At 75.2% G+C, this 12,284-nt stretch carries 7 protein-coding genes and 1 pseudogene; 6 read left to right on the top strand and 2 right to left on the bottom strand.

Annotated features, from left to right (window positions below; genetic code table 11):
* Positions 1–323: 323 nt before the first annotated feature.
* Positions 324–4,322 (bottom strand): type VII secretion protein EccCa, encoded by a 3,999-nt coding sequence (gene eccCa, locus ABD54_RS22410; RefSeq protein ID WP_047871508.1) that lies wholly within the window; start codon positions 4,320–4,322, stop codon positions 324–326.
* Positions 4,323–4,471: 149 nt separating this feature from the next.
* Positions 4,472–5,905 carry a DUF6177 family protein gene (locus tag ABD54_RS22405; RefSeq protein ID WP_047871507.1) on the bottom strand — a complete coding sequence of 478 codons (1,434 nt, stop codon included), beginning with the start codon at positions 5,903–5,905 and terminating at the stop codon, positions 4,472–4,474.
* A 396-nt stretch (positions 5,906–6,301) separates the two neighbouring features.
* On the opposite strand from ABD54_RS22405, the gene ABD54_RS22400 reads away from it, so the two are divergent.
* From ABD54_RS22400 to ABD54_RS22370, 6 genes and pseudogenes are all read left to right on the top strand, one after another.
* Entirely contained in the window at positions 6,302–6,631 is a 330-nt protein-coding gene (locus ABD54_RS22400) for a hypothetical protein (RefSeq protein WP_047871506.1), read from the top strand.
* A gap of 26 nt (positions 6,632–6,657) precedes the next feature.
* Positions 6,658–6,954: a pore-forming ESAT-6 family protein gene (locus ABD54_RS22395; RefSeq protein WP_013155612.1), complete on the top strand. Its 297-nt coding sequence runs from the start codon at positions 6,658–6,660 to the stop codon at positions 6,952–6,954.
* Between the two features lie 47 nt (positions 6,955–7,001).
* On the top strand, positions 7,002–7,979 hold the full coding sequence (locus ABD54_RS22390; RefSeq protein WP_047871505.1) for a TNT domain-containing protein: 978 nt from the start codon (positions 7,002–7,004) through the stop codon (positions 7,977–7,979).
* A gap of 122 nt (positions 7,980–8,101) precedes the next feature.
* A complete protein-coding gene (gene eccD, locus ABD54_RS22385; RefSeq protein WP_047871504.1) occupies positions 8,102–9,427 on the top strand; it encodes a type VII secretion integral membrane protein EccD in 1,326 nt (441 codons plus the stop codon).
* 11 nt (positions 9,428–9,438) lie between these two features.
* Complete coding sequence (locus tag ABD54_RS22380; protein ID WP_047871503.1) at positions 9,439–10,377, top strand: hypothetical protein; 939 nt, start codon at positions 9,439–9,441, stop codon at positions 10,375–10,377.
* Positions 10,378–11,534: 1,157 nt separating this feature from the next.
* Positions 11,535–12,284, top strand: a pseudogene (locus tag ABD54_RS22370) (hypothetical protein); the annotation flags it as partial.

The following is a 12,284-nucleotide window of genomic DNA, read 5'->3' as shown; positions in this document are numbered from 1 at the left end:
CGCGCTGCGCGAGCCGTACGAGGAGCGGCCGTGAGGGCGCCGTCCGCTGTCGGAGGACGGGAGTAGAGTGCGTGTGCGGTACGGGGAACCGTGTTCCGGCTGTCCGCCGGCGGGCTGGTGCGGGGGCTGCATGGCTCTCCTGCCGAACGTCGTCAGGTGATTTCGGTGGGTGACGGTGTCGGGGCGCCGCGGAGCGCGGGACCGTGGCGCGTGTTCTGTCCCGCGCCGTGGACACGGGCGCGGTCCGGGCGGACGCCGGCTGTCCGCGATCCCCCGAAGCGCACACGCACTCTACTCCCGTCCTCCGACAGCGGACGGCGCCCTCACGGCCGCTCCTCGTACGGCTCGCGCAGCGCGGTCTGCACCAGCCGCGACGAACCGCCTCGGGTAACCCACTTGCCGCGTCCGGGGGGCTGGCTGGCGGCGTAGACGCGGGGCAGGATCTGGCCCTCGCTCCGGTCGCCGGACATCACCAGCGCACTCGTGCCGATCTCGCGCACGGCCTGCACCAGCGGGTCGTACATCCCGCGCCCCGCACCGGCCACCCGGCGCGCCACCACGAAGTGCAGGCCGATGTCGCGGCCGTTGGGCACGAACGGGACGAACGGCGCCAGCGGCTTCTGCCCCGCCGTGGTGAGCACGTCGTAGTCGTCGGCGAGCACCACGATGCGCGGGCCCTTGAACGAGCCCGGTTCCAGGGAGTCCACGTCCCCGTCCTCGGGAAGGCGGCCCTCGACCTCCTTGGCCACGCCGCCCGCCAGCCCCGCGCACACGCGGGGGTTGCTCGCGTACCCGCCCATGTACTCCTCGGGCACCACGCCCCGCAGGGTCCGGCGCGGGTCCATCACCGCGAAGACCACCTCGTCGGAGGAGTAGCGCGCCACGAGGCCCTCGGCGACCAGCCGCAGCAGGTTGGTCTTGCCGCACTCCCCGTCGCCCATGACGAGCAGGTTCTGGTCCCGCTCGAACAGGTCGAGCAGCACCGGTTCCAGGGCGCGCTCGTCCACGCCGACCGGCACCGCCCTGGGCTCGGACTCCGCCGTGGGCAGGGCCCGGGCGGACAGCCGGTGCGGCAGGATCCGGACCTGGGGCGCACGCGCGCCCCGCCAGGCCCGGTCGACCGCGCGCACGGCCTTCTCCACGACCTCGCCCAGGTTGTCGTCGTCGGCCACCCCGTCGAAGCGGGGCAGCGCCGCCTGGCCGAACAGCTCGGCGTCGGTGAGCACCCGGCCCGGGGTCCGGGCGCTGATCGTCTCGGAGAGCTTGCGGTCGATCGTGGAGTCCGAGGCGTCGTTGAGGTGCAGCTCCACCTTCTGCCCGAAGTTGGACTGGGCGGCGATGCGCACGTCGTTCCAGCGCAGCATCCCGGCCACCACGTGGACGCCGAACCCGCCGCCGCGCTGGAGCAGCTCGGTCACGATCGGGTCGATGTCCTCGAAGTCCTTGCGCAGCGCGCCGAAGCCGTCCACGACGAACACCACGTCGGCGCTGGCCAGCTCGGGTACCTCGCCGCGCGCGTGCATCCGGCGCAGTTGGGCGACCGAGTCGATCCCGCGCTCGCGGAACACCGTCTGGCGGTGTTCGAGCATGCCCTGGACCTCCTCCACGGTGCGGCGCACCCGCTCGGCGTCGGTGCGCACCGCCACACCGCCCACGTGCGGCAGCGCCGCCAGGGACTGCATGCCGCCGCCCATGAGGTCCAGGCAGTACACGGATGCCTGGGCGGGGGTGTGCGTGAGCGCCAGCGACAGCACCAGCGTGCGCAGCAGGGTGGTCTTGCCGCTCTGCGGGCCGCCGATGATCGCGGCGTGGCCGCCGGACGCGGTCAGGTCGAGCTTCCACACGCCCTGCCACTGCTTGGCGGCGTCGTCCAGCAGGCCGAGCGGTACGCGCATCGCCTCGTGCTCGCCGGGCAGCCGCAGTCCGCGGCCGCTCTCCTCCGGCTCCCCCGCCACCGCGTCCAGCGTGGTCGCGGACGGCAGGGGCGGCAGCCAGATCTCCCGGGTCCGCTCGCCGTGCCTGCCGAACTGGCCGACCATCACGTCCAGCAGGGTCGGGCCCACCGTGCGGGAGGGCATGGGCACCTCCTCGCCGGAGGACCCGGAGGCGGCGGCCTCCACCGGCGCGGCGTCGGCGTTGTAGGCGGTGTAGCGGCGCACCGACGGGGCTCCCTCGGCGGGCTCCTCCTCCGCCACCGGGCCGCGGTAGGCGCCGGAGACGTACCCCGCCTTGAAGCGCTGGTAGACGCTGGTGTCCACCTTCAGGTAGCCGAACCCGGGCAGGGAGGGCAGATGGAAGGCGTCGGGGGTGTTGAGGACCGTGCGGCTCTCCTCCTCGGAGAAGGTGCGCAGGCCCAGCCGGTAGGACAGGTAGGTGTCCAGGCCGCGCAGCTTGCCGCCCTCGATGCGCTGGCTGGACAGCAGCAGGTGCACGCCGATACTGCGCCCGATGCGGCCGATGGACAGGAACAGCTCGATGAAGTCGGGACGCGCGGTGAGCAGTTCGCCGAACTCGTCGATGATCACCAGCAGGTGCGGCAGCGGCGGCAGGCTCGGGTCGTGCTCGCGCTTGTAGGTGTAGTCGCCGATGTTGGAGACGTTCCCGGCGTCGCGCAGCACCTGCTGACGGCGCTGCACCTCGCCGGACAGGCTCGCGTACACGCGCTCGATCAGCGCGGCGTCGTCCTCCAGGTTGGTGATCACCCCGGCCACGTGCGGCATGTCCTCGAACGGGGCGAACGTGGCGCCGCCCTTGTAGTCGACCAGGACCATGCTCACCCGCTCGGGCGGGTGCGAGGCGGCCAGCGCCAGCACGAGGGTGCGCAGCATCTCGCTCTTGCCCGAACCTGTGGCGCCCACGCACAGGCCGTGCGGACCCATGCCCAACTGCGCGGACTCCTTGAGGTCCAGCACCACGGGCTGGCCCATGTCGTCCACGCCGACGGGCACGCGCAGGAACGCCCGCTCGCTGCGCGGCGCCCACAGGCGCGGCACGTCCATGGAACCGGGGTCGTGGACGCCCATCATCGCCGGGAAGTCGACGCTGCCGCCCTCCTGGGCCGTCTCCTCGACCGACTCCGGGGACAGGCGCAGCGGGGCCAGCATGCGGGCCAGACCGGTGAGGGTGGCGCCGGAGACGTCGTCCACGGTGCCGGTGGAGACCACGGGGTCGGCGCCGCGCAGCTCCTCGACGCGGACCTGGTCGCCGGTGACCGTGACGCGCACGTTCACGTCGCCGGGCTCGTCTATCTGGCGGGACACCAGGTGCAGCACGGTGACGCCCAGGTCGACGGGGTCCACGGCGTGGTCGGGCCGGACCAGCTCGGCGGCCACGTCGCCGAGGGTGTCGTGGACGACCAGGAGCCTGCGCAGCATCCGGTACGCCTCGCGCTTGCCCATGCCCCGGCGGACCTCGGAGGCGAAGTCGGTGCGCGAGCGCAGCTCGTCCGCGAGCAGGCCGCCCAGCTTCACCGGGTCGGGGGCGATCAGGCGGACGGCGGCGCCGCCCTCACGGCGCTGCGGGTCCAGGACCTGGGGCAGCCACGGCAGCCAGGACCAGTCCTCGGCCCTGTCCGCGGGGTAGGACACCGCCAACCCGGCGTCCTCGGGGGCGTGGAAGGCGCCGAACTGGGCGGCGAGGGCGCGCACCACGCGCATCACGTCCTCGCGCTCGCCGATCACGCTGACGTTCCCGGCCATGTCCAGGGGCAGGGTCAGCGGCATCTCGGGGACCGAGGCGAACCGCCGGATGGCGGCCTGCGCCTCGGAGAGCATGAACGGGTCGGTGGGCATGAGAGCGGTGCCCTGTTCGGCGAGCCGGAGGGGGCGGCCCTCGGTCAGGCCGGTGCCCACCCGCACCCGCAGGAAGTCGCGGTGCCTGCGGCGGCGCTCCCAGAGCCGGGTGGGGTCGCGGATGACGTCGTACAGGGCCTCGGGCGGCGGGTCGAGCAGCCGGGCGTGGGCGCGGGCGCCCTGCTCCCAGGCGGTCAGCTCCTCGCGCAGCTCCTCCAGGTACTGCAGGTACAGCTCGCGCTGGTTGCGGCGCTGCCGGGCGACCTGGCCGCGACGGGAGAAGAGCATGACCACGGCGGCGAGGAGGGCGACCACGAGGAGGACGCCGCCCAGCGCGATGAAGGCCGGGTTGCGCATGACCATCATGATGGTCATCGACGCCAGCATGCCGACCATCGGCAGGATGGTCATCAGCGGGTTGCCCTGGGCGTTGCCGTCGGGCAGGGTCGGCGGGGCCTCCACCTCGTGCGGTTCCTGCACCGGAGCGGGATGCACGGTTCGTGTCGGCCGGTGCACGACGCGAAGGCTCATCGGCTTTCCTCTCGGCGCAGGGGCGGGGAGACGAGGGCGCGGGACTGCGCGGGGGCGGAAAAATCCTATCGAAGACGGTGTCGGAGGGGCTTTTCGCTTACCGGCGGCCCCAGTCGGCGCCCGGCCGTGCGCACGGCCGGGTCCGCGGGTCAGCCCGCGCTGGCACCGTCGGGGCGCAGGTGGTCCATGAGCTCTCGGAAGCGCTGCCAGCCGTCCGGCTCGGTGCCGTCCCCGACCCGGTACCAGACCGAGGGCGTCAGCGGCGGGCCGAACGGCACCCCGCGCACCGGAGCGGACAGCGCCCGGTCGGCGCCGATCGAGGAGACGCCCTCCACCCCGACGGCCAGGCCGACCGGCAGGGGGAGGCCGCACCAGCGGGGCTCGTGGGTCAGGTCCGGCCGCCCGGCGGCGCGCCGCACCGTCATGGTCCGCAGCACGTCGCGTTCGGTGAGTGTACGGACCACCGACGACAGGGCGTCCAGGTCGTGCTCCCCGCCCGCGGGCCGGGCCACCGCGAACGAGACGCTCTCACGCACCCCGTGCGCGGTGCGCATCACCCGCTGGGTGCCGCAGAAGGGGAGCACGCCCTCCTCGCGCACGCCCTCGGGAGGGCCGGTGAACACGAACCAGGTCTGCCCTGGCGCGCGTTCGCGGCACAGCCGGGTCAGCGCCGCCCGGCTCCACTCCCGGGGGAGGGGTTCGCTGGTGCCCCAGAGCGCGGGGGCGCGGCCGCCCAGGCGCTCGGCGAGCAGTTCGGCGGCCTCGCCCAGGAGCAGGCCGTCGTCGGCGGGGTGCTCAGCCTCCAGTTCGACGAGCAGGTGGGAGCCGGTCCCCTCCGCCTCCGCCGCCCGGGCGCGGAACGCCTCGTGCGGCCCGTCCCCGGCCCGGGCGCTCCGGTCCAGGACGAAGGCCTCCCGTTCGTCCCAGACCAGGGGCGCCCCGGAGAACCCGTCGTAGTAGGCGCCGTCGGGGGCCTGGACCACCCATCGGGCGGTGGGGCCGGCCAGTACCGAGTGCAGGGCGTGGGTGAGTCGGCTGGTGGAGGGGGTGACGACCTGGAGCCGTCGGCCCTCGCGCCCGTGGGCGGCGACGGCGTCCACGATCCAGGGGGACATGGGGACCAGGGGCCGGTCCTGCACCACCACCGCGGCTTTCCCGGTGCGTGCGGTGACGGCGGGGTGGTCGGTGGAGCCGTCCAGGAAGGCGTCGCCGCGGGAGAGCCGCGGCTCGGGCTCCCACACGGCCCCGCCGAGCCGGTCGGCGAGGTGGCGGACGAACCGGCCTACGGCCCCGGCGGTGTCGGTGTCCGCGAGTTCGGCGCCGCGCGCCTCCACCCAGTAGGGCTGGGCGGGCAGGTCGTCGGTCATGCCGTCGGCCAGGAGCCGTTCGGCCTCGGCGGACAGGGCCAGGCGCTGGGCCGCCTGCACGGCGGCGACCAGGCGGCCCCCGGAGTCGAGCAGTTCGACCACGGCGCCGTCGGCCGCGAACCGGACCCGAAGTTCCGGCCCGGCGGCGACCAGGGCCCCGGTCAGTGCGCGCCGGTCGGGAGGACCGGCCAGGAGGGCGACCGCGTCGTGGCTCAAGGGAACTCCTCAACACTCCGGGGAGGACTGTACCGGGAGGGTGGGATCCCGGGCGCGCCCGCGGGGTTCGCTCCCGGGGCGCCGTTTCACGGGCGGCCGCGGGGCGGGGCCTCGCACGCGTCGCGGGGCGGCCACCAGGCTCCGCGACCCCGTCGGGAGCCGCGGCCGGGTACCGCCGGAGGGGCCCGCGCCGTTCACCGGCCGTCGTCCACAGGCGCGGATCATACCCGGGCCTCCGTCGGAGGCCACTTGTATGATGCAGATCCTCCCCCATGGGGGGATCCAGTCCGTTGCCCGGTCGCGGATCCTCTTCCGAACCACGGGCACTCCGCGTGCGTCCTCCCCAACGGGAGGCGAACAGCCTCGCGAGGACCCCCGAGGAAAGCAGGTGAAAAGTTGTCACGTTGGCAGATCGGCGACAGCACCCTGACCACCCTGTCCCAGAGCACCGGTACCACCGGTGACGAGCTGAGCAGCCTCATCCAGCAACTCGTCCAGGCCGCCGAGCCCCTGTCCGGCAAGTTCGACGGCGCGGGCAAGGCCGCGTTCGACTCCTTCAAGCTCAGGGCCGACGCCATCACCGCGGACCTGCGCGCGGGCCTCGGCTCCATCCAGGAGGGCCAGGGCGGCATGAACGCCGCGTTCGTCACCGGTGACCAGACCATGGCCGACGACGCGAACCAGAGCATGGGCTCGGCCAACTTCGACGCCGCCAAGTTCCGCTGACCCCCTGACCCCCGTAAGGAGCGTCCATGAGCAACAACGCCTACGACCTCGGTGCCTCCCAGGAGGTCCAGGGCAACATCCAGTCGATCACCAACCGCCTCGAGACCCTGATCGGCGAGCACGACACCGACGTCAGCCAGGCCATGGCCGAGTTCGAGGCCACCGGCGTGTCCGAGGAGTACAGCGCCAAGGAGCTCAAGTGGCACAACGCCGGTAACGAGGTCCGTGAGATCATCCGGCTCGTGCGCGAGACGCTGTCCACCAACGACTCCACCGCCCAGGAGACCCTCAGCCGCGCCAACAGCGCGGTCATGAACATCTGACCGCGCCCGGGGCACGGAACACGCGCGAGAGGCAGTGAGGAGCACGGTTGGCACGCGACTACGACAGTCAGTTGCTGGAGTCCGTCGCCGTGCGCCGACAGCGCCTGCGCGAGGCGGTGCTCTTCGGCGGCCAGCGCACCAGGCGCCGCCTGGACGAGAACTTCGGCAAGGTGGCGATCAGCGCCTGCCTCGCCGCGGTCATCTGCGGCGGCACCGTCGGCTGGTCCTTCGTCAGCAACCAGCTCAGCACCCAGCGGGTGGAGCAGGAGCAGCAGGCGTCGGGACCGGCCAACAACGCCGTCCCGCCCATTCCGGGCGACTGGGTCGGCGCGCGGGTCACGCTCGACGACCTGCGTGAGGAGCTGGACGCGGCCGGGGTCCCCGAGAGCCTGTACGTGCTCCCGGGCGACCCCCGCCCCGAGCCCGGGACCACCGACAGCTACTACCTGCTCAGCCAGGACGCGGAGGGCTACCTGTCCGCCGCCGTCATGGACTTCGACCAGGGCCGCACCGGACCCGAGTTCACCACCGAGGACGAGGCGGCCCGCTGGCTCTACCAGGAACTGGCCACCACCGAGCCCGAGCCGACCGTCCTCACCCAGGCCGAGGAGCGGCGGACCGACGAGGCCACGGCGGAACTGGTCACCACGGTGCGCGAGAGTCTGCGGGAGCGCAGCGGCGGCTCCTACCTGCACGGGCTCGCGGTCGGCGACGTCGTGGACGCCTTCGGCCAGGAGAGCGGCCGCTACCTGTTCCCCGACGGAACCTCCTTCGGGGAGCGCGGTCTGCCCGACCACGCCCGCACCGGCCCCGGCGGCGAGGACCTCTACCACCGCTACCGGGTCATCCACCCCTTCCAGGTGAGCGCGACCAGCGCCCCCGCGAGCGTGGAGCACCCCGGCGGCGGCGTCCGCTTCACCCTCGACACGGCCGGGTTCACCGAGGTACCCGCCGTCCCGACGATCCGCTGGCTCATCGGCAACGGCTACCTGGAGCGCATCGCCGTCAGCGACGTGCCCGGCTAGGCACGGCGCCGCAAGCCCCCGCCGCCCGGCTGGAGGGCACGACCGAACCCCGGGACCCGGACCCCGGGCCCGAGAGCGGTGGCCAGGGCCACCGGTGACGCAGGAGCGAGGATGGGAAGGCAATGACCGCTTGGAGCCGCGTGACCCTCGTCGGCGAGGAGCGCAGGGTCGACGCCGTCCTGCCCGCGAGCGAGCCCGTGGGCGCGCTCATGCCCGAGGTGCTCGACCTCCTCGGCGACCGGGTGGAGAACCCCGCCAGACTGCGGCACCTGGTGACCGCCTCCGGGGTCGTCCTGGAGGGCGACACCACGCTCGCGGAACGGCAGATCACCGACGGCGCGGTGCTGCGGCTGGTCCGGGCGGAGGAGCCGGTGCCCGCCCCGGTGGTGCACGAGGTCCCCGAGGCGGTCTCGATGGCCCTGGACGACCACCAGGGGCGCTGGAACCCGGTGGCGGCCCGCTGGACCGCCACCGTCTCGCTTGTCGCCCTCGCCGTGGGCGCGGCCTGGATCGTGCAGGGGCACTTCTCCGGCAACGGAGGCCTCGTCGGACTGGCCGCGGTCGCCGCCGTGCTGGTGGCGGCGGGCGCTTCGATCGGTCCGACCTGGCGGGAGCCCCTGGGCACGGCGCTGGCGATCAGCGGCGCCGCGGTCGGCGGCCTGGCCCTGTGGCTGGCCTGCGACCAGCTCGGCTGGCCCGAGTGGGTCCGCTGGGGCGGCGGTGCCGCCCTGGTCGCGGGCCTGGTCCTGCTGCTCGGGCTCACGTCGGGCCTGGGCAGGGGCGGTCTGACCGGCGGCGGTGTCGGACTCGCGCTGGCGGCCGTGTGGTCGGTGGGCGCGGCGCTTGGCCTGCCCGCCTACCAGATCGCCGTCGTCATGGCGGTGGCCTGCGTGGTGCTGCTGAGCCTGCTGCTCCGCCTGGCGCTGATGTTCTCCGGACTGGCGGTCCTGGACGACCGGCGCAGCTCCGGGGACGCGGTGGCCCGGAGCGACGTGCTCACCTCGGTGGCGGGGGCCCACCGGAGCCTGGTGATCGCCACGGTCGCGGTGGCGGTGTCCGCGGCCACGGCGGGGATCGGCCTGGCCACCCGCTTCGACTGGTGGACGGCGGGGCTGTCGGTGGTGCTCGCCCTGGTGGTGGCCAGCCGGGCCCGGCTGTTCCCGCTGGTCGCGCAGAAGTCGGTGCTCATCGCCGCGAGCCTCGTGGTGCTGGTGGCCTTCCTCCTCGCCTGGGCCGAGGCCGTGCCCTGGGGGGTGTGGCCCGCGCTGGGGACCGCGGTCGCGGTGGCGGCCGTTCCCGCGGTGGTGCTGTCGATCGAGCAGCCCGAGCACGTGCGGGCCCGGCTGCGCGGAGTCACCAGCAGGTTCGAGGCGGTGGCCGTCGTCGTGCTGGTGCCCCTGGCGATCGGCGCGTTCGGCACCTTCCAGCGCCTCCTCACGACCTTCTGAGCGGGGGGACGATGAACGACTCACAGACGCGGCCCCAGGGCGGGGCCTCCCCGGCCGGAGCCGCTCCGACCGCCTCCGTGACGCGGCCGTTGCGCGGCGACCGCTGGGTGCGCCGCGTCGGCCGGGCGGCGCTGCGCCCGTTCCGGGCGGCGGACGGGGTGGCCGACACCATCGAGTTGGGGAGGCGGTTGCAGCGCCCCACCTCGACCGGGCGCCGGATCGTCGTGGACGACCTGGGTTCGGGCGCCGACGCGTCGGTGGTGACCGCGCTGGTCGCCCGCTCGCTGGCGCACTTCCGCCACGACCGGGTGCTGGCCGTGGACGCCACCGGCCGGCCGCCGTCGCTGGCCGAGCGGCTGGGCCTGGACGAGCCCGGCGACCTGGACGGGGTCGACCCCGCCGGTTTCGAGTCGGTGCGCGCCAGTCTCGGCGAGGTCAACGAGCGCCTGTGGACGGTGCGGGCCGCCCCGGACGGGGCCGGGGCCTACATGTCAGGGCTGCTGCCGATCGCCCGGTTCTTCGGAGTGACCCTCGTGGCCGGTGAGTCGGGCGGTGCGTTCGTGGAGGCCGTCGGCCGGGCCGCCCACGCACGGGTGCGCGTGGTCCGCGCGACACGGGAGGCCGCGATCCGGGTCGGGCGCGAGCTGGACCTGCTGGTCGCGGGCGGCGGACAGGACGAGGTACGGCGGACCGTGGTGGTCGTCTTCGACGAGCGGCGGCGCGAGGACCGGGGGTTCGACGTGGCCCGCACTACCGGGATCATCGCGGAGAGCGGCGCGGGCGTCATCGTCCTGCCGCACGACCGGCACCTGGCCCAGGGCGCGGCCGTGCGCCCCGGGTTCATCCGTGAGACCACCCACCGGGCCGTTCAGCTGGTGGCCGCCGAGGCACTGGAACGTTCGGTGGACGGCGCCGGGCCGGTCCGTGCCCGCGTCGAAGGAGGGGAGTAGCCGTGGAGCAGCGACCCGAGCCGGAACGGGGAACGCCTTCCGGGGAGCAGGAGGCCCGGGACGGGCGCGAGGACCGGGGGAACCCGGTCGCGCCGCCGGACGCCGGGAGCCCGACCGGCTGGCGGCCGGGGGCGCCCGCGCACGGGGACCCCGCTCAGGGAGATCGGCGGCAGGCGCCGTGGGACGGGCAGGGGCGGCACGCCGGGCCGGTGCACGGCCACCCCGTTCCGTCCGGCGGCCACGACGCCCGGCAGTGGGGGAGCGGCGCGGTGCCGAGCGGGCCGCAGCCCCCTCCGGGCGGGCAGTCTCCCCAAGGACCCCAAGGCGCGCAGAGCGGTCCTCAGCGGCCCGCCGCCGACCGGGGCCTTCCGAGCGGCCCCCAGTACGCGTACGGCCAGCGGGGCGGTCCCAGCGGCCCCCAGCCGACCCCGTCCGGGGGCTGGTTCCCCGACGATCCCGGACACGGCCAGGGCACGCCGCCCGGCGGTGTGCCGGGCTATCCGGGGCCGGGAGCGCTTCCTCCGACGCCCTACGCCGTCGAGCCGCCGAGGCCGCACGAGCCCACCGGCCCCAACCGGCCGCCCTGGGCGGGCCACCCGGGACCGCGACGGCCCCCCGCCCCGCCCGGCGGTACGGCGACGCCGCGCACCTTCGCGCGGGACCCGATAGCCGAGGCCTTCCTGTCGGGCACGCCCATGCCCGCACCGGCGACCCAGCAGCCTCCGCCGCCTCCCGAGCAACCCCAGCAGCCTCAGGGGCCCCAGCAGTACGGGCCCGGCCCAGCGCAGAGCCCGCCGGAACAGCGGACATCGCAGCCGCAGCCGCAGCCCACGCGGCATCCGGGGCAGCAGGCGCCATGGCAGCCGCGGCCGGACCCCGCCGCGCCCGCGGACCGGAGCGCGTCGGCCGCGCCTCCGGCGGCCCCCTCGCGGCCGGAGCCGCCGCGCGAACAGGACCGGACGGGCGGCCGGAGACCGCCGGGCGGACGGGAAGCGCCGCCGCGCGGGGGCACGCCCTCCGGCTCCCGGCCCCGGGAGGAGCTCCCGCCCGCCCGCGCCTGGTTCGGCACCGCCTCCTCCGGGGCGTCGCGCCCGCCGGTGCCTCCCGGCGCGGCCCCCGAGCCCCGGCGGGCCGGTCCGCCGCGCCCGGCGGACCCCGTGACCGTCAACCACAAAGGCGGGGGGGACTCACCTGACCCGGACGCGGAGGAGACGGACGTCTTCCTGGTCATGGGCGCCGACCGGCGCGCCCGCAAGACGCGGGAGGAGGACCTGGAGACACCGCGTACCGGGGAGAACACGGGCCCATCGGAATCCTCAACGGCCTCGGAGACCTCACCGGACCCGGCCGCCCCCGAAGCCGCGCGGGAACACGGCCCTGCGCTCCACCGGGGCGTCTCCCCGTCCGGACCCGAGCCGGAGGCCGCGGAGCCCGGCCGCGCGGAGGGAACCGATTCCTCCGGCGAGGGCCCCGAACCCGTGCGCCCCGACACGGACACCGTGCGCGTCCAGGCCCCGACGCCCGTGGACCCGGCCGCCTCCCGCAGCGCTCCCGGCCCCGCCGCCTCCCTGCCGGACGCCGGGACGGGGGAGCCCCGTCCCGAGGACTCCGGGCCCGCCGCCCTCGACCGGCCCACGGACGCGCCCCCCGAGACGGGCACCGCCGTCAGCGGACCCGCGCCTCGAAAGGCCGGTTCCGCGGAGGCCGCCGGACGTCCCTCGCCGGGCTCTGGGCACGGGCCCGCTCCCCTCGGGGCCGGGGAGCCGGAGCGGGCCGCTCCGTACTTCACCTACGGAGGCCGGTCACCGGAGTCCACCGGGTTCCCGGACATCCCGGCCGCGCCCTACGCGGGTGCGGGGCAGCCGGAACCCGGTCGAGGCGTCCTGAGCACCGAGGGACGCCTGGAC

Origin of the sequence: Nocardiopsis sp. RV163 (assembly GCF_001029525.1) — a bacterium.
GTDB classification, from domain to species: domain Bacteria; phylum Actinomycetota; class Actinomycetes; order Streptosporangiales; family Streptosporangiaceae; genus Nocardiopsis; species Nocardiopsis dassonvillei.
This window is presented reverse-complemented; position numbering and strand designations above follow the sequence as displayed.